15 protein-coding genes and 2 tRNA genes are annotated in these 17,779 nt (G+C 69.6%); 7 read left to right on the top strand and 10 right to left on the bottom strand.

The genetic code is table 11. From position 1 onward, the window contains the following. Positions 1 to 135: 135 nt before the first annotated feature. Genes ACSMXX_RS29100 through pgsA form a run of 3 tightly spaced genes read right to left on the bottom strand, consistent with a single transcriptional unit; the run spans position 136 to position 2,962 of the window. Entirely contained in the window at positions 136 to 1,296 is a 1,161-nt protein-coding gene (locus tag ACSMXX_RS29100) for a glycosyltransferase family 4 protein (RefSeq protein ID WP_473181634.1), read from the bottom strand. Further along, positions 1,293 to 2,264, bottom strand: a complete 972-nt coding sequence (locus tag ACSMXX_RS29095) for a phosphatidylinositol mannoside acyltransferase (RefSeq protein WP_473181633.1) — start codon at positions 2,262 to 2,264, stop codon at positions 1,293 to 1,295. Before ACSMXX_RS29095 ends, ACSMXX_RS29100 begins: the two co-directional genes overlap by 4 nt. Next, complete coding sequence (pgsA, locus tag ACSMXX_RS29090; protein ID WP_473181632.1) at positions 2,261 to 2,962, bottom strand: phosphatidylinositol phosphate synthase; 702 nt, start codon at positions 2,960 to 2,962, stop codon at positions 2,261 to 2,263. The genes ACSMXX_RS29095 and pgsA overlap by 4 nt, the downstream gene beginning before the upstream one ends. Before the next feature lie 155 nt (positions 2,963 to 3,117). Here pgsA and ACSMXX_RS29085 point away from each other — a divergent pair, with 155 nt between their 5' ends. From ACSMXX_RS29085 to ACSMXX_RS29070, 4 genes are all read left to right on the top strand, one after another. After that, positions 3,118 to 5,316, top strand: a complete 2,199-nt coding sequence (locus ACSMXX_RS29085; protein ID WP_473181631.1) for an elongation factor G-like protein EF-G2 — start codon at positions 3,118 to 3,120, stop codon at positions 5,314 to 5,316. A 120-nt stretch (positions 5,317 to 5,436) separates the two neighbouring features. After that, the gene (locus ACSMXX_RS29080) at positions 5,437 to 7,107 is read left to right on the top strand and encodes a hypothetical protein (protein ID WP_473181630.1); all 1,671 of its coding nucleotides are present in this window, start codon (positions 5,437 to 5,439) and stop codon (positions 7,105 to 7,107) included. Between the two features lie 539 nt (positions 7,108 to 7,646). Continuing rightward, complete coding sequence (locus ACSMXX_RS29075) at positions 7,647 to 9,152, top strand: amino acid permease (protein WP_473181629.1); 1,506 nt, start codon at positions 7,647 to 7,649, stop codon at positions 9,150 to 9,152. A gap of 130 nt (positions 9,153 to 9,282) precedes the next feature. Next, positions 9,283 to 10,668, top strand: coding sequence for an NAD-binding protein (locus tag ACSMXX_RS29070; protein ID WP_473181628.1), 1,386 nt, complete (start codon positions 9,283 to 9,285; stop codon positions 10,666 to 10,668). A gap of 61 nt (positions 10,669 to 10,729) precedes the next feature. Here the strand turns inward: ACSMXX_RS29070 and ACSMXX_RS29065 are convergent, their stop codons facing one another. Together ACSMXX_RS29065 and thrS are read right to left on the bottom strand one after the other, a co-directional pair. After that, positions 10,730 to 11,302 carry an HIT family protein gene (locus ACSMXX_RS29065; RefSeq protein WP_473181627.1) on the bottom strand — a complete coding sequence of 191 codons (573 nt, stop codon included), beginning with the start codon at positions 11,300 to 11,302 and terminating at the stop codon, positions 10,730 to 10,732. Positions 11,303 to 11,399: 97 nt separating this feature from the next. Next, positions 11,400 to 13,376 carry a threonine--tRNA ligase gene (gene thrS, locus ACSMXX_RS29060; RefSeq protein ID WP_473181626.1) on the bottom strand — a complete coding sequence of 659 codons (1,977 nt, stop codon included), beginning with the start codon at positions 13,374 to 13,376 and terminating at the stop codon, positions 11,400 to 11,402. A gap of 212 nt (positions 13,377 to 13,588) precedes the next feature. On the opposite strand from thrS, the gene ACSMXX_RS29055 reads away from it, so the two are divergent. Further along, on the top strand, positions 13,589 to 14,272 hold the full coding sequence (locus tag ACSMXX_RS29055) for a 3'-5' exonuclease family protein (protein WP_473181625.1): 684 nt from the start codon (positions 13,589 to 13,591) through the stop codon (positions 14,270 to 14,272). A 455-nt stretch (positions 14,273 to 14,727) separates the two neighbouring features. Here the strand turns inward: ACSMXX_RS29055 and ACSMXX_RS29050 are convergent. The 4 genes from ACSMXX_RS29050 to ACSMXX_RS29035 all read right to left on the bottom strand — a co-directional run bounded on the left by ACSMXX_RS29050 (position 14,728) and on the right by ACSMXX_RS29035 (position 16,091). Beyond that, positions 14,728 to 14,799, bottom strand: a tRNA-Val gene (locus tag ACSMXX_RS29050). A 33-nt stretch (positions 14,800 to 14,832) separates the two neighbouring features. Next, the gene (locus tag ACSMXX_RS29045; protein WP_473181624.1) at positions 14,833 to 15,309 is read right to left on the bottom strand and encodes an SRPBCC family protein; all 477 of its coding nucleotides are present in this window, start codon (positions 15,307 to 15,309) and stop codon (positions 14,833 to 14,835) included. Between the two features lie 313 nt (positions 15,310 to 15,622). Further along, positions 15,623 to 15,694, bottom strand: a tRNA-Val gene (locus ACSMXX_RS29040). 76 nt (positions 15,695 to 15,770) lie between these two features. Further along, a complete protein-coding gene (locus ACSMXX_RS29035; protein ID WP_473181623.1) occupies positions 15,771 to 16,091 on the bottom strand; it encodes a TIGR02611 family protein in 321 nt (106 codons plus the stop codon). Between the two features lie 190 nt (positions 16,092 to 16,281). Here ACSMXX_RS29035 and ACSMXX_RS29030 point away from each other — a divergent pair, with 190 nt between their 5' ends. Both ACSMXX_RS29030 and ACSMXX_RS29025 read left to right on the top strand, forming a co-directional pair. Then, the gene (locus ACSMXX_RS29030) at positions 16,282 to 16,695 is read left to right on the top strand and encodes an SsgA family sporulation/cell division regulator (protein ID WP_003959770.1); all 414 of its coding nucleotides are present in this window, start codon (positions 16,282 to 16,284) and stop codon (positions 16,693 to 16,695) included. A gap of 190 nt (positions 16,696 to 16,885) precedes the next feature. After that, on the top strand, positions 16,886 to 17,473 hold the full coding sequence (locus ACSMXX_RS29025) for a CGNR zinc finger domain-containing protein (protein ID WP_473181622.1): 588 nt from the start codon (positions 16,886 to 16,888) through the stop codon (positions 17,471 to 17,473). Between the two features lie 63 nt (positions 17,474 to 17,536). On the opposite strand, the gene ACSMXX_RS29020 is transcribed toward ACSMXX_RS29025, so the two are convergent. Next, the gene (locus ACSMXX_RS29020; RefSeq protein WP_473181621.1) at positions 17,537 to 17,755 is read right to left on the bottom strand and encodes a hypothetical protein; all 219 of its coding nucleotides are present in this window, start codon (positions 17,753 to 17,755) and stop codon (positions 17,537 to 17,539) included. Positions 17,756 to 17,779: the final 24 nt, after the last annotated feature.

Here is a 17,779-nt window from a genome sequence, read left to right as displayed (position 1 = left end):
CGCTCTCCCTCGTTCTTCACCGGGCACCTGGCACCTCGCACCCTTCAGCTGTCACCGGTCACTGGTCACTGGTCACCGGTCTCCGGCCATCGGCCATCGGTCGCGGGCTCGTGCGTACGGGCGCTCCCGGTCCGCTCAGTCACGGGCCAGGCCGAGGCGGGCACGCAGTCCGATGCGTTCGTCGGGCGAGACCGCGGCGGCGCCGTCGGTGACGGTCTCGTAGACGGCCAGGATGTCGGCGCCGACGGTCGACCAGTCGAAGCGGCGCACGTGGCGGCTGCCGTACGCACGCAGACGCTCCCGCCGCTCCGGGTCGGCGAGCAGCCGCACGGCGGCGTCCGCGAGGGCGCCGGAGTCCTCGTTCGGGAAGAGTTCGCCGGCCTCTCCCCCGTCGAGCACCTGCGCGAAGGCGTCCAGGTCGCTGGCGAGCACGGGAGCGCCGGAGGACATGGCCTCGACGAGGATGATCCCGAAGGACTCACCGCCGGTGTTGGGCGCGACGTACAGGTCGACGCTGCGCAGCAGCCGCGCCTTGTCCTCGTCGCTGACCATGCCGAGGAACTCCACCCGCTCCCGCATCCCGGCCGGCAGATCCTCGACGGCCTCCTCCTCGTCGCCGCGTCCTGCCACGAGCAGACGCGTCTCCGGCAGCGATTCGAGGATGCGCGGAAGGGCCCTCATCAGGACGGGAAGTCCCTTGCGTGGCTCGTCGATCCGTCCGATGAAGCCGATCGTGCCGCCCTGCCATTCGGCCTTGGGCTCCGCACGCGCGAAGAAGTCGACGTCGACGCCGTTGGGAATGACGACGGCGTCGCCGCCGAGGTGTTCGACGAACGTGCGCCGTGCGTACTCGCTCACCGCGATCCGCGCGCTGATCTTCTCCAGTGCGGGCTGCAGGATCGGGTACGCCGCGATCATCGCCCGCGAACGGGGGTTGGAGGTGTGGAAGGTCGCGACGATGGGGCCCTGGGCCGCCCAGCAGGTGAGCAGGGCGAGGGAGGGCGTGGCCGGCTCGTGGATGTGCAGCACGTCGAAGCGGCCCTCGTGCACCCAGCGCCGTACCCGTGCCGCGGAGAGGAAGCCGAAGTTGAGCCGCGCGACCGAGCCGTTGTACGGCACGGGGACGGCGCGGCCCGCGGAGACGACGTACGGCGGCAGCGGCGTCTCGTCGTCGGACGGTGCCAGTACGGACACCTCGTGCCCGAGGCGGTCGAGATGCTCCGCCAGGTCGCGGACGTGGAACTGGACGCCGCCCGGCACGTCCCAGGAGTAGGGGCAGACGATCCCGATCCTCATGCCTCCCGCTCCTCCCCGGACGCCGTGCGGTGCCCTGTCGTGTCCTTCCCCACGGAGTCCGCGTCACTCGGCGGCGGGAAGTCCGAGAGCCACAGCCGCTGCAGCATGTGCCAGTCCTCCGGGTGCTCCGCGATGCCCTCGGCGAAGGCGTCCGCCAGCGTCTGCGTCATGACGGCGGTCTTCTCCTCCCGTGTGCCCTCCGCGGGAACCGGGACCGGCGGATACACACGGCCTTCCATGCGCGGTGCGGGCCCGTACCAGAGGGTCACCGGCAGCAGCAGGGCTCCGGTCTGCTGGGCGAGCAGGGCGGGCCCGGCCGGCATCCGCGTACGTTCGCCGAAGAAGCTCACCTCGATCCCGGAGGCCGACAGGTCGCGGTCGGCGACGAGACACACGAGGCCGCCGTCGCGCAGCCGGCGCGCGAGCGTGCCGAAGGCGCTGCCGCCGGAGTGCGGCAGCACCTCCATCCCGAGTCCTTCGCGGTAGGCCACGAACCGGTCGAAGAGTGACTCGGGCTTGAGACGTTCGACGACCGTGCTGAAGGGCGTCTTCAGCCCTGTCGTGACGTACGCGCCCGCGAGGTCCCAGTTGGCCAGGTGCGGCAGGGCGAGGATGACGCCGCGGTCGGACTCGATGCCGTCGGTCAGCCGGTGCAGATCGTGGATGTGCACGTTGTCCCGTATGTGCTGCTCACGCCAGGCGGGCAGCCGGAACGACTCCATCCAGTACCGCAGGTACGAGCGCATGCCGGCCTGTGAGAGCTGCCTGAGCCGCTCCGGCGAGGCCCCGGGCACGACACGGGCGAGGTTGGCCTCCAGCTGCCGCACGCCCCTGCCTCGCCGCTTCCAGACGCCGTCCGCGATGTGCCGGCCCAGGGCGGCGGCGGCCGGTGCGGGAAGCCTGCGCACGCCGGCCCAGCCCAGGCCGTACAGCGAGTCGGTCAGCTGTTCACGGACGGTGCTGCTCACGCCGTGCCCGTCCCGTCCGCCTCGGCCGCCTCGCGCCGTACGGTCACGACCCGCTGCCCGAGCGTGACGATGCTGCCGAGCGCGACGGCCCACAGCGCGACGGGAAGCAGAACGCCGATGTACGGGACGCCGAAGAGCGTGAAGCCCGAGAGCCCGGCGAGTACGAGTGTGATCACGAGCCGCTCGGCGCGCTCCACAAGGCCGTTGACGTTCACGGGCAGCCCGATGCTCTCTCCGCGCGCCTTCGTGTAGGAGACGACCTGGCCGCTTGCGAGGCAGAAGATCGTCACCCCGCACATCAGGACGCTGTCGCCGCCGCCCGCGTACCAGAGCGCGATGCCGCCGAAGACGGCCGCGTCCGCGACGCGGTCGAGAGTGGAGTCGAGAAAGGCTCCCCACCGGCTGGAGCGCCCCAACTGCCGTGCCATGTTGCCGTCGACGAGATCGGAGAAGACGAAGAGCGTGATGACGACGGTGCCCCAGAAGAAGTGGCCGAGCGGGTAGAAGACCAGCGCTCCCGCGACCACTCCTGCGGTGCCGATCAGGGTGACCGTATCGGGACTCACTCCCAGGCGCAGCAGCAGCGTCGCGAAGGGTGTGAGGACACGCGTGAAGAACGCACGCGCGTACTTGTTCAGCATGGCCGTCCCGTTGATCGATGGCGGGCCGGCAGCGGGTACGGCCACCGGTCGGCCCATGTTAGCCAGGCGCGCAGGCCCTCGCGTCCACGGTCCGCGGCAGCTCCCTGCGCTACGTATGGACGCGTGCCGGGAGCGGTGGAAAGCTCGAAGTACCGCGTTTTTCGCGACGAAGCCAGACGGACCCAGCAGGTGTCGACCGGAAGGCGGGACACATGGGCGACAAGGCGAGCACACACCCCGGAGCCGCCGGCAGGGCAGCGGCGGCCGACCACCCCTCCAAATTGCGGAACGTGGTGCTGGTCGGCCACAGCGGATCGGGTAAGACCACCCTCGTGGAAGCACTCGCACTGGCCTCCGGGGCGGTGACGAGAGCCGGCAGGGTGGAGGACGGCGGATCCCTCTCCGACTACGACGAGATCGAGCACCGGCAACACCGTTCGGTGCAGCTCTCCCTGGTGCCGGTCGAGTGGGAAGGCATCCGGATCAACGTACTGGACACCCCCGGATATGCGGATTTCGTCGGGGAGTTGAGGGCCGGTCTGCGAGCAGCGGACGCGGCCCTTTTCGTCGTCTCGGCGGCCGACGGCGTCGACGGCGCGACCCGCCTCGTATGGGACGAGTGCGCCGCGGTCGGGATGCCGCGGGCGATCGTGGTGACCCATCTCGACGCCGCACGCGCCGACTTCGAAGAGATGGTCTCGGTCTGCCAGAGCGTCTTCGGGGGCGACGACCCCGACGCCGTCATCCCGCTCTACCTGCCGCTCCACGGCGAACAGGGCGCCGACGGGCACGCTCCCGTGGAGGGCCTGGTCGGCCTGCTCTCCCAGCGCGTGTACGACTACTCCTCGGGGACGCGCACCGAACGCGACCCCGACCCCGGCGCACTTCCGCAGATCGAGGAGTCCAGGAACAGGCTCATCGAGGGGATCATCGCCGAGAGCGAGGACGAGACCCTCATGGAGCGCTACCTCGGCGGCGAGGAGTGCGAGATCGAGACCCTCATCCAGGATCTCGAGAAGGCCGTCGCACGCGGCGTCTTCCACCCCGTGCTGGCAGCGGCACCCGCGGCCGACGGCGCACAGCACGGCCTGGGCACTCTGGAACTGCTGGAGCTGATCACGGGAGGCTTCCCCTCACCCCCCGAGCACGAGATCCCCGAGGTCACCACGCCCGAGGGCAAGCCCGGCCCTGCGCTGACCTGCGATCCGGACGGCCCGCTCGTGGCCGAGGTGGTCAAGACCTCCTCCGACCCGTACGTGGGCCGCATCTCCCTCGTCCGTGTCTTCTCCGGCACTCTTCGTCCGGACGAGACGGTGCACGTCTCGGGGCACGGCCTGGAGGACCGCGGCCATGAGGACCACGACGTGGACGAGCGGATCGGAGCGCTCTCCGCGCCCTTCGGCAAACAGCAGCGCCCGCTGGCCAAGGCCGTGGCCGGCGACCTGGCGTGCGTGGCGAAGCTGAGCCGGGCGGAGACGGGCGACACCCTGTCCGCCAAGGACGATCCGCTGCTCATGCAGCCCTGGGTGATGCCGGACCCGCTGCTGCCCGTCGCCATCGAGGCGCACACGAAGGCGGACGAGGACAAGCTCTCGCACGGGCTGTCCCGGCTCGTCGCCGAGGACCCCACGATGCGTCTGGAGCAGAACCCGGACACCCGCCAGCTCGTCCTGTGGTGCCTGGGCGAGGCGCACATGGGGGTCGCCCTGGAGCGGCTGCGCAGCCGCTACGGCGTCAACGTCGACTCCGTACCGCACAAGGTGTCGCTCCGGGAGACCTTCGCCGAGGAGGCGGCCGGCCGCGGACGGCACGTCAAACAGTCGGGCGGGCACGGGCAGTTCGCGATATGCGAGATCACGGTGGAGCCGCTGCCGGGCGGCAGCGGCATCGAGTTCGTCGACAAGGTCGTCGGCGGCGCCGTGCCCCGGCAGTTCATCCCGTCGGTGGAGAAGGGCGTACGGGCGCAGGCCGCCAAGGGCGTCGCCGCGGGCTATCCGCTCGTGGACTTCCGAGTGACGCTGCACGACGGCAAGGCCCACTCGGTGGACTCCTCGGACGCCGCCTTCCAGACGGCGGGCGCGCTCGCGCTGCGCGAGTGCGCGTCCAAGGCGCGCATCCATCTCCTGGAGCCCGTCGCGGAGTTGCAGGTGGACGTGGAGGACGAGTATGTCGGCTCGGTGATGAGCGACCTGTCCGGACGGCGCGGGAAGGTCTCCGGCACCGAGCAGGCAACCGACGGGCACACGCTCGTACGGGCGCAGATCCCGGAGATCGAGATCAGCCGGTACGCGGTGGAACTGCGCTCCCTCTCCCACGGGACGGGGCGGTTCGCCCGCTCGTACGCCTGCCACGAACCGATGCCCCAGCAGCTGGCCGGCAAGATCCTGGAAGCCGCCCAGAATGGCGGCTGACTGCGGCTACGCTGGACAAAGGCACGTGAAAAGGTGTGCCGGCCACGGCAGTTGGGAATATGCCGTGGTCGGCACCGCGCGTGGGCGGGCGTCGCCGTGGTTTGACGAAGTGGGGGCTCAGTGGCCGGGTTCGACGATTTCGAGGGCATCGAGGCCGCGTCCGACTTCAGTCCGGGCGCGCAGGTCCCGCTCTCCGGTTCCGGTGGTCAGACGGCGGCCACTCAGGCCCTCGCCTCCGCCGCGTACCGGGACGGTCCCGTCACCGACCTCATCGCCGCGAACGACGGCGCCACCGTGAAGCCCCCGCGGCTGTCGCTCTTCGAGCCGAACCTCGGCGAGGCGTTCTCGCGCGCCGTGCAGGTGCGGCTGCTCGGCGGGGCGCGCAAGGCGCTCATCCAGTCCTTCGGCATCGAGCCGCAGACGGTCGTCGAGCACTGCCTGGCGGCCACTCGCATCCGCAAGGACCGCGACACCCGGCTGACCGTCATCATGGTCATCTTCGGGGTGCTCTTCCTGCCGGGGACACTGCTGTGGCTGCTGGCCTTCCAGCTGCGCCGCGCGATCGCAGGCGCTCAGGACAGGCGCATGGGCGCCTTCGGCATGGCCGCCATGGTCGCACTGGGCGGTCTGGCCGTCCTGTTCATGCTCAAGCTCCCCTTCACCGGACTGCTCGCCATCTATCTGCGCGGCATGCTCATCGTGCCCATCGTCGGCTGGCTGTGGGCGAAGCAGGTCTGCGAGCGCTCCGCGAAGCTGCTGCGCGGGCAGTGGGAGCAGCTGCTGGGCGGCAGCGGCCTCGGGGCGAAGATCCCCGAGGCGGTCCCGCAGGACCCGGGTGACGCCGGGGCCGAACGAATCCGGCTGGGCCTCGCCAAGCTCAGCGCCGAGCAGGCCAGCAACCTCGTCTACTACGCGGGTCCCAAGGGGATACTCGGCATGGGCACGCGGTGGGGCAGCTGGCAGCTCGCCGAGGAACTGGTGCCCAAGGACCCCGAAGCCGACATCAACCCCTTCCGCAGCTGGGACGTGGTGCGTTCCATCCACGACCAGCTCCGCAGGCTGGAGCGCGGCCCGCTGCACACCGGCGGCTTCCCCACCCCCTCGATACGGCACTGGGTCGTCTCCCCCATCGGCGAGGGCGCCAAGGAGGTCACCCGCCCCGAGGGCCAGGAGGTCGAGGGGTACCGCATCAAGGACTTCGAGATACAGCGCATCTGCAACGAGCAGCAGTTCGGCAGCGGCAACAGGCACTACCTCGGCGTCCAGTTCGTGCTCTGGGACGGCCAGTTGGTGATCACACTGCTGATCACGGTGACGGTGCTGCATCACACCCTGCGCATCGAGGTCACGGGCCACGCCCTGGGCCCGGTGCATCCCCTGTTCACGACGAAGCCCAAGGCCAAGACCAAAGAGGTCTCCAAGAGCGTGAAGTTCTGGGAGACCAAGGAGGTCACCCTGCCGCTGGTGCACGCCCGAGAGGTGGTTCGGCTCTCCGCCCGCGCCCCCTTCACCTGGTTCCCTCCGGTGCTGGACTTCCTCGGCGGCAAGCTGAATCTTCCGGAGCCCTTCGGGCTGCGTCACGCGTGGGCGGACAAGCCGTGGCGGCACCGTTTCATGGCCGATGACGCGCTGCGCGCGGCCACTCCCGTGCTGCGGGTGGTGCATTCGGCGGCGATGCGCGTACTGGAGGAGAACGGCTGCAACACCGAGCAGTTCGGCAACCGTTCGCTCGTACTCAGCGGCCTGGTGCAGGGCGCCGAACCCAGGAAGGCCGACGCGTACGACGCGTGACGCGTCACGCAGGCAAACGCGAACGGGCGTCGGCGTCGGCGACGTGGCGGACCCGGAACGTCCCGCCCGGGCGGGTGGCTTGAGCATTTTGCATGCTTGAGCATTTGTATGAAATGAAGCCACCGACGTATGACATCCGTCCATGGTGGGCAAAGCGGTTCGCTTCTACCTTCTCCGTACGTGATTCACGTGCTGGGTGATCCCCGGCCTCACTGCTGCCGCACCTCCGCATTCCCGCAGGAAGACATCCGGCCCGGAGTGTGACGCAACCGCCTCCGAATCCCGTCCCGCATCCCCCGTCTCTCGTCCCCCGGCGGGACAACTCCAGTGACGGGGCTGCCGGTTCGCGATACGGCCCGCCGTGGCTGCGTGCTGTGTGCTGTGTGCTGCGTATTTTCCAGCTCTCCTACCTCGCGGGGCTCCGGGGATCCATTCCGCGCCGGCCCTCGACGTCCCATGGCCGTGTACGGGCCGCGCGCCCCGCCGACGGCATGCTCCGGCCCTGTCCGCCAGGGCCATCAGTGATTTGGGAGTAACCGATGAGCGTTCTCGACAAGTCCGGTCCACGTACCGGCGTATTCCGCAGGCAACCGATCTCGGACGAACCCGCCGACGGGGAGTCCTCAGGGCTCAAACGCACGCTCGGCCTGTGGCAGCTCACCGCCATCGGCCTCGGCGCGATCATCGGGGCGGGGATCTTCACTCTCGCCGGGACGGTCGCCAACGGCACAGCGGGCCCCGCCGTCAGTCTGTCCTTCATCCTCGCCGGTGTCGCGAGCGCCGCGGCGGCACTCTCCTACGCCGAATTCGCGGGACTCATCCCGCGGTCGGGATCCGCCTACACCTACAGCTACGCCGTGCTCGGTGAACTCGTCGCCTGGCTCATCGGCTGGGATCTGCTGCTGGAGTACACGGCGATCGTCGCCGTGGTGGCCATCGGCGTATCCGGCTACTTCTCATTCCTGCTACAGGGGTTGGGCGTTGATCTGCCGGCGTGGATGCTGGGCGCGCCGGGCACGGGCGACGGGCATCGCGTCGATCTGTTCGCCGCGCTGCTGTGTCTGCTGATCGCCTGGCTGCTCAACCGCGGCATGAAGACCAGCGCCCGGGTCGAGACGGTCCTGGTCTTCGTGAAGATCGCCATCGTCATCGCCGTCATCGTCGTCGGCGCCTTCTTCGTCAAGTCCGGCAACCTCACCCCGTTCCTTCCGTACGGCTTCGGCGGTGTGGTCACAGGGGCCGCCACGGTCTTCTTCGCGGTGTTCGGCTACGACGCGATGAGCACGGCTGCGGAGGAGTCCAAGGACGCGCAGCGCAATCTGCCGAAGGCGATCGTGCTGTCGCTCGCCATAGCGATGGTGCTGTACCTGCTCGCCTGCGCCGTGCTGACGGGCATGCAGCGCTACAACAAGATCGACGCGGAAAGCCCGTTCGCCACCGTCTTCCAAGCGGTGGGGCTGCCCGTTTTCGCCGACGTCATCGCGATCGGTGCGATCGTCGGAATCCTCACCGTGCTGTTCTCCTTCATGCTCGGTGCGTCCCGGGTGTGGTTCGCGATCAGCCGGGACGGCCTGCTGCCCGGATGGTTCGCGAAGGTCCACCCCCGAACCGAGGTGCCGAACCGGCCGACCTGGATCATCGGCCTGGTGTCGGCGGGCATCGCGGGTCTGATGCCGATCGCCGAGGCCGCGGAACTCACCAACATCGGCATTCTGCTGGCATTCGTGGTCGTCTCGGCCGCGGTCGTCGTCCTGCGCTACCGCTCACCCCACCTCCCGCGCAGCTTCCGCTGCCCCGGCATGCCGTTCGTGCCGCTCGTCGGCATCGCCTTCTCGCTGTGGCTGGTCGCCCAGTTGCAGACCACGACGTTCATTCGCTTCGGCATCTGGTTCGCGCTCGGCCTCGTGGTCTACGCCCTCTACGGCTACCGGCACTCCAAGCTCGGACGCGGGGTAGCCAACCCGGGCGGCGACGGCGGACCCTCCGGGACCGTGGCCGCCTCCGGCTCCGGCCCCGATGCCCCCCGGTCCAGGGACGAGGCGTGAGCCCGAGCCCGAGCCCGAGCCCGAGCGTGAACGAGCACGTCACGGCCGGCAGCACGGCCTCCGGCGGCGCAACGGCCGCGCGCCTTCCGGCCCGATGACCGGCGCACCGGCGTCCGGTCGTCCGGGGACCGTGTCCAGTCACCGTCTCCGCACCGAGGAGGGTCCGCCCTCCCGGTGCGGGGAACCGGCGGGGTACTACGTCGTGATCGGCGGCGGAGACGTGGCACGGAAGGTCTGCGGATCCCTGCGGTCTTCCGGGCACCTCGTATGCCACCTCGTACAGCCCGCGGACGACGCCCTGCGCGAAGCTCTGCACCACGAAGTGGCCGGCGTCGCGGTCTTGTTCGACAGCGACGTCGAGTCCCTGCGCTACGCCCTCGCGGTCGAGCACATCCTTCCCAACGTGCGGCTCGTCGCGGAGATATTCGACCGTACGGTCGCCGAACAGCTCATGCGCGTCGTCCCCAACTGCCGGGTCACCTCCCCTGCCGAGGTCGGCGCTCCTTCCTTCCTGGCCGCCTGCCTCCAACCGGATCTGCTCGCGGTCGACCGCAGGCCCTCGGGCAACGTCGGTGCGTGGTGGGACGGCGAGACCGTACGTCTCCAGCCCTACCGCCCCCCGCGTTCGCTGAGGTACCGGGCACGGCTGGGCAAGGTGCGGGGACAGCTGAGACCGCACGACGGCAGCTCTCGGATCATGCTCGCCGGCCTCACGGGGATCTTCGGAGTGCTGCTGGCGGACTGGATCTGGTCGACCGCCTTCCTCCATCGCGCACCTGTCGAGGCTCTCTTCGAAGCGTCGCGAACGGTGTCCACCGTCGGTCCCGCGGCCGCACACGGCTCTGACGCGTATCTGGTGTTCGCCTCGCTGGCGATGCTCGGCACCATCGTCTTCACCGCCGTGTTCACGGCGGGCATGGTCGACCGCCTGCTGGCCCCCCGTCCCGCCGGAATCGTGGGCCCCAGGACCGTTCCCCGTGGCAGCCATGTCGTGGTCGTGGGGCTCGGGCAGGTGGGGGTGCGGCTGTGCACCCGGCTGCAGGCCCTCGGCATCGGCGTGGTGGCGGTCGAGCGGGATCCGACCGCCCCGAATCTGCGCCTGGCCAGGGCACTCGACGTGCCGGTGGTCGTCGCCGACGCAACGGACAGGTTCGTGCTGCGCAAGCTCGGCCTCCACCGGGCGATGGCGCTGGCCGCAGTCGCCTCCGACGACCGGGACAACATCGCGGTCTCGGTCGCGGCCCTCGCCGTCTCGCCCCGACTGCGTGTGGTGATGCGCGCGGGCGACCACGAGGCCATCGCGGAGACCCGCTCACTGTTCAGGATCGGCCTGGTCCACGACCTCAACAGCCTCAGCGCCGCCTATACGACTGCGACCCTCTGCGGACTGCGGCCGCGCGGTGTGATGGCGCACGGCAGGCAGTTGCTCGTGGAGTGCGCGGACGGCGTGGTGGTGCGCTGGCCCCGGACGGATCGGTGCGACCACACGCGGGATGAACACCCCGTGCGCTCATGACCGTTCGTGCGGAGACCGCACTCGTCGCGCCGCGCCGCTCCCCCTCACGCGGACCTTCGGGTCAGCGGACCGCCGGGCCGTCCTGCCAGGCGTCGGCCAGCATCGCGCGGGTCTCCGCGAGGAGTTGGGGAAGCACCCGCGTGTGCGCCACGACGGGCATGAAGTTGGTGTCGCCGCCCCACCGCGGCACGACGTGCTGGTGCAGATGCGCGGCGATTCCGGCGCCCGCTACCGACCCCTGGTTCATTCCGACGTTGAAGCCCTGAGCTCCGGACGCGGCCTTCAGCGTCTTCATCGCATGCTTCGTGTATTCGGCCAGCTCGGCCGTCTCCTCGCCGGTCAGTCCGGGATAGTTGGCGACGTGCCGGAACGGGACGACCATGAGATGCCCGCCGTTGTACGGATAGAGATTCAGCACCGCGTAGACGTGCTCGCCGCGCGCGAGGACGAGGCCGTCCTCGTCGCTCTTGGCCGGGATGGTGCAAAAGGGACAGCCGTCGTCCGCGCCGGGGCCGGTGGGCTTGTTCTCACCCTGGATGTACGCCATGCGGTGCGGTGTCCACAGGCGCTGGAACGCATCCGGCGTTCCGACCCCGATCTGCTGTTCCGGCTCGCTCGTCATGCGGGCCAGCATAAAACTTCCCAGGTACCGGGCAGGGCCCCAGGGTGATTCCCGGAACCCCGCCCGTACGCTGCGGCACGGCACGCCGTGCGGCCGCGCCGCGAGACCGCTACGCCCGGCGCTCTGCCGCCTGCAGCAGTTCGGCGACTGCCTCGTTCTGCGGTACGCCGTTCTTCTGCGTGCCGTCGCGGTAGCGGAAGGAGACGGCTCCGGCGGACACGTCCTCGTCCCCCGCGATGATCATGAAGGGGACCTTGGACTTCTGCGCGTTGCGGATCTTCTTCTGCATCCGGTCCGAGGAGGAGTCGACTTCGATGCGCAGGCCCTTCTTCCCGGCCTCCGCCGCGAACTCCTCCAGATACGGCACATGCGCGTCGCCGATCGGGATGCACACCGCCTGCACCGGCGCCAGCCACGCCGGGAAGGCGCCCGCGTAGTGCTCCAGCAGGACCGCGAAGAACCTCTCGATCGAGCCGAAGAGCGCACGGTGGATCATCACCGGCTGCTGGCGGGAGCCGTCCGCCGCGGTGTATTCGAGTCCGAAGCGCTTGGGCTGCTGGAAGTCGACCTGAATCGTGGACATCTGCCAGGTCCGGCCGATGGCGTCCTTCGCCTGCACGGAGATCTTCGGCCCGTAGTACGCGGCGCCGCCCGGGTCCATCACCAGCTCCAGACCCTGCTTGCCGGCAGCGTCGCGCAGTGCCTCGGTGGCCTCCTCCCACTCCTCGGGCTCGCCGATGAACTTGGGGTTGCCCTCCTCGCGGGTGGACAGCTCCAGGTAGAAGTCGTTCAGCCCGTAGTCGCGGAGCAGGCCCAGTACGAAGGTGAGCAGACTGTCGAGCTCGTCGGCCATCTGCTCCTTGGTGCAGTAGATGTGCGAGTCGTCCTGGGTGAAGCCGCGCGCGCGGGTCAGGCCGTGCACGACACCGGACTTCTCGTACCGGTAGACCGTCCCGAACTCGAAGAGCCGCATGGGCAGTTCACGGTACGACCGGCCGCGCGCCTTGAAGATCAAGTTGTGCATCGGGCAGTTCATGGCCTTGAGCCGGTAGTTCTGCCCCTCGAACTCCAGCGGCGGGAAGATCGACTCCGCATAGTTCGGCAGGTGCCCGGAGGTCTCGAACAGCTGCTCCTTGGAGATGTGCGGGGTGTTGACGAACTCGTACCCCGACTCCTCGTGCCGCTGCCGCGAGTAGTCCTCCATCACCTTGCGTACGACGCCGCCCTTGGGGTGGAAGACGGCCAGCCCCGACCCCAGCTCCTCCGGAATCGAGAACAGGTCGAGCTCGGAACCCAGCCTGCGGTGGTCGCGCTTCTCGGCCTCGGCGAGAAACTCCAGATACGCCTTCAGCTCGTCCTTGGTCGGCCACGCGGTGCCGTAGATGCGCTGCAGCTGCTGGTTCTTCTCGCTGCCGCGCCAGTACGCGGCGGCGCTGCGCATCAGCTTGAACGCCGGGATCGCCCTGGTCGTCGGCAGGTGCGGGCCGCGGCACAGGTCCTTCCAGCACAGCTCACCGGACTTGGCGTCCAGGTTGTCGTAGATGGTCAGTTCACCCGCGCCGACCTCCGCCGACGCGCCCTCGGCCGCGTCCGCCGCCGAGCCCTTCAGCCCGATCAGCTCCAGCTTGTACGGCTCGTCCGACAGCTCCTCCCGGGCGTCCTCGTCGGTGGTGACGCGGCGGGAGAAGCGCTGCCCCTGCTTCTGGATCTGCTGCATCTTCTTCTCGATGAGCTTGAGATCGTCCGGGGTGAAGGGCTCGGGGACGTCGAAGTCGTAGTAGAAGCCGTCCCGTACGGGCGGCCCGATGCCGAGCTTGGCCTCCGGGTACAGCTCCTGCACCGCCTGCGCCATGACGTGAGCGGTGGAGTGGCGGAGGATGTCGAGCCCGTCCTGGCTGGTCAGCTCCACCGGCTCGACCTCCTCGCCCTCGGCGACCTCGTACGCCAGGTCCTTCAACTGCCCCGCCACACGCGCGGCCACGACCGAACGCTCGCCCTCGAAGAGAGCGGCGGCCGTCGTGCCCGTCGTCACCACGCGCTCTTCCCGCTCGGAATCGCGTTTGATGATCACACGGACATCGGTCACCGGTCTCTCCTGACTCTCATTTCGCCGAGCGCCGACGAGCGTCGAGCGCAGCTGGAATCGTACCGAGAGCACACCCCTTCCCGCGAAACGGTTACGGGCCCTCACCACCCGCGGGGACCGCCCGGGCGCGATTCCCGCCCGGCCGCCCGTGATTGACGCGTCACGGAGTGCGGTATCAGCAGCGCGGGCGTCTTACGGACAGGAGTGGTGCCATGACCCCGTGGTACGAGGGACCGCTCGCGGCACTGGCCCTGGACGTCCGCCGTCCCCCGCTGCAGCCCGGCACAGCCACCGGCCCCGACCCCGAACACGACCGGCTCCACGCCGCGGCGGTCGCAACCCAGCAGGCTCCGGGCGCGCCCGTCGAGACACACAGCCTGCCCGCCGGCCCCGGCACCGTCGAGGGGCGCCAGGCATACGGCGTGGCCCGCTCACTGGCGTCGCACGCCGCCGGAAAGCCCCTCGTCGTCATGGACGCCCCTTACGATCTGACACTGCTCGACCGGGAGTTGAGGCGCCACAGGAACACTCCGCTCGCCGGGTGCCTCGGCGCCCGGAGCATGTGCGTGATCGATCCCGTCCTTCTCCACGGACGCCTGAACCGCACCTCGGCGGCCCGTGCCTCGCGCAGCGGCCTCACGGAACTCTGCGACCACTACGGCGTTCCCGCTCCGGCGGACACCGCCGCGGACGCGGCGGCCGCCGGGTTGGCGCTCGCAAGGGCGCTCGGCCGCCACTTCGCGCCGCAGCTCGCCGGGCTCACGCCGGCGGCACTGCACACCCTCCAGGCGATCTGGTTCGCAGCCGAAGCCCGCGGCCCCGGCGCCTGGTTCACCCGCGGCACGCGCAAACCGGCGGACCACATCTGGCCCCTGCGCCCGATAACGGCCGCCTGACCCCGACCCGCGCCGACAGCCCGTCGAACGCCATGAGACCGACCCGTCGACTGACGGACCGGCTCCTGTACTCGTGGAACTTCTGGGACGCGATGCGAACCAAGACGCTCGCCCCGGCGGACGTCATGGGGGTGCGGGTGGCGAAGCCCCCGCCCCGCGAGGCGAAGCCGAGCAAAAACGACGAGGGCGAAGCGGCCCGCGCTTCATGCGCACACACTCACCCTCGACCGGACCGAATGGGGGTGCGGGTGGCCAAGCCCCCGCCCCGCGAGGCGAAGCCGAGCAAAAACAACGAGGGCGAAGCGGCCCGCGCTTCATGCGCACACACTCACCCTCGACCGGACCGAATGGGGGTGCGGGTGGCCAAGCCCCCGCCCCGCGAGGCGAAGCCGAGCAAAAACGACGAGGGCGAAGCGGTCCGCGCTTCTTGCGGACACACTCCACCCTCGACCTCGTGGGCGATACTGGGTTCGAACCAGTGACCTCTTCGGTGTGAACGAAGCGCTCTCCCGCTGAGCTAATCGCCCGCTCGCGGCACGTGCAGAACCATACAGTGCCGCTCAGTCATCATCCAAACCCCTTCGGAGCCACCGCTCCAGACCCCGTCGGCCCGCCCGCATCATCAGCGCGTGGTTGGCCCGCAGGAACGGCCGCGCGGGCACCGCCAGCCGCCGCATCAGCGGTCTGCGCACCTCCACTTGCTGCTCGTACACGGCGACCGTGCCACCGGAGCGGGAGGCTCCCTCTCCTCTTACCGTCCAGCGCGCCCAGCCCGCCACATCGCCGTCGATCTCCATCTCCAGGACGCCGGCGGCAGGATCGTGCCGCACAGCCTTCCCTGTGATCCAAAGGTCGAACGGCAGGACGGAGCGGATACGACCACGGCCCGACGACTCCTCCAGCGCGTGCACCTCCCGCACTTGGGGCCACCAGTCGGGATACTCCCCGGCTCGCTCCAACGCGGCGAAGACCTCCGCCGGGTGCGCGCGGAGGCGCCAGACGCTGCGGAAGACGAAACGGTGGCGGCTGGACGTCATCGGCTCACTCCTCACGCTCCCCGCCGAGGACCGCCGTTCGTGTCCGCGGCCCGTGGCGCCTCCGCATCCTGTCATCACGGAGGAGCAGGCGTACGTTGCAGCCGATCGCCGAATTCATCCGCTTCAGCGGAACTTCGGCCACCGGACACAGCAGAATGCGCCCGCCCGAATTTACCGATGAAGTGAATTCCCGCTGTATCTCCCTTACACGGAGAAACTCACCATCAACCGCCCGCAGCAAGAACGGAACACCACAACTGCTCATATGCAGAACCGGGACCCGGGCTCATGCCCTGGACCCCGGTTGAAGCGGTGGGCGATACTGGGTTCGAACCAGTGACCTCTTCGGTGTGAACGAAGCGCTCTCCCGCTGAGCTAATCGCCCGCTGCGCCCGGAAGATTACCGCATGTCAGGTCCTGCTCATGACGTCGCCTGTTCATGACGTCGCGGGGACCCCGCGCTACCGCACACGCGCTCCCTCCTTGCGTCCCCGGCGCTCCAGCCGCCGCTCCCGCCACCAGTGTGTCCACTGCAGCAACTGCCGCTTCGTCCAGCGCAGCACACGCTGCGCCCAGGGAAACTCGGTCGCCCACAGTCCGATGCCGGCGAAGATGATCAGCCAGCCCGGACCCGGCAGCGGCAGCAGCACGACTCCGCCGGCGACGACCGACAGGCCGAGGATGAAGATCACCACCTGCCAGGTGCGGTGCAGGGGCTTCGACGCCTTGATGAACCGCGGGGCCCGTGAACCCAAGGGTCTCCGGTCACTCTCTGCGTACATAAGCCCAACGTAACCGAAGTCGGCACCGTCACCGGAATAGCCCTACCCAACAAAAACGCCATAGGCCATATCAAGGGCTGCATTACTGGCAAAACGGTCAGAGGGGTTTACAACCGACGAGTACGTGGCATGTCGATTTCGCCGACGTGCGAACCCCCGAGCGCACACTGAGCGAAAGGCCCTGGCGCTTATGAACACCACGGTCAGCTGCGAGCTGCACCTGCGCCTCGTTGTTTCGAGCGAGTCATCACTGCCGGTACCCGCGGGGCTGCGGTACGACACGGCCGATCCCTATGCCGTCCACGCCACCTTCCACACCGGCGCCGAGGAGACCGTCGAATGGGTCTTCGCGCGCGATCTCCTCGCCGAGGGTCTGCACAGACCCACAGGCACCGGTGACGTCCGTGTATGGCCCTCCCGGAGCCACGGCCAGGGAGTCGTCTGCATCGCCCTCAGCTCTCCCGAGGGCGAGGCTCTGCTCGAGGCCCCGGCGCGGGCCCTGGAGTCCTTCCTCAAGCGAACCGACGCGGCCGTGCCGCCCGGCACCGAGCACCGACACTTCGACCTCGACACAGAGCTCTCGCACATCCTCGCGGAGAGCTGACCCCACTGGTCCCGCGCAGCCGTCCGACTCGGGGCGACGGCTGCGCCTCCTTCGGCAGCACGGTACGCACGAAGACGCCGTCACTGACGGATCCGGCTGAGCCGGGCTCCGTCGGTGGCGGCGTCGCCGTGCGGTGCAGGCGTTAGTCTCTGCGCACCGGACCCGTCGGTCAGACCCCGAGGAGCGACCCGTGCAGATCAACCACGACACCCGGTGCGCACTCGACGACGTGGTGGACCTGCTCAACACCGCGGCCGACGGTGAGCGGCCCGACCGGCTCGTCTCGGTGGCCGACCTCGGGGCGTACGTCGAGCGCAACAGCCTCAGCGACGTCGGGGCGCTGACGGCCGAGGACCTGAGCGCGGTGCGGTCCGTGCGGGAGCGTTTCGCGCGGGTCTTCGAGGCGGGTGACGACCGCACGGCCGCCGGGCTCGTCAACGCGCTCGTGGCCGAAGCGGGGACGACTCCTCAGCTGACCGACCACGACGGGTACGACTGGCACGTGCACTACTTCGCACCGGGCGCGTCCGTCTCGCACCACCTGGCGGCCGACGGCGGCATGGCCCTGGCCTTCGTCCTCGTCTCCGGGGAGCGGGACCGGCTGCGCAGGTGCGGCGCTCCGGACTGCCGGCGGGCGTTCGTGGATCTCTCCCGGAACCGTTCCCGGCGCTACTGCGACAGCCGTACGTGCGGCAACAGGCTTCATGTCGCGGCCTACCGGGCGCGGCAGCGGGATTCCGCGGAGACCGCGGAATCCCCGGAGACTGCGCAGCGCTGAGCGGCGCCGACGTGGGGCCGTCCCGTGCGCTGCACCGTGCCAGGCGTCCGGCCGCGGAGGCCTTCAGCCGAGAAAAAGGTCGTGGGCGCCGGTGATGGCGAGCAGGACCGCGATGAACGCCAGGAAGAACATCAGCGGCGGCTGGGACAGGGCGTAGAGGCAGCCCTTCTGCTCGGCCAGCTGCACCTCGGGCAGTGCAGGGACGGGGACGGGCGGGGCGGTCGCGGCAGGTGTGGAGGGCGGCTCTGCGAGCTCGGCCGGGGGATTCGGCGTCATGTCCATCTCGCGGTGATGATGACGCAGCCC

The organism is Streptomyces sp. DSM 116795, assembly GCF_055792905.1.
The sequence above is the reverse complement of the archived record's forward strand: the minus strand, read 5'-3'. Positions and strand labels throughout refer to the sequence as shown.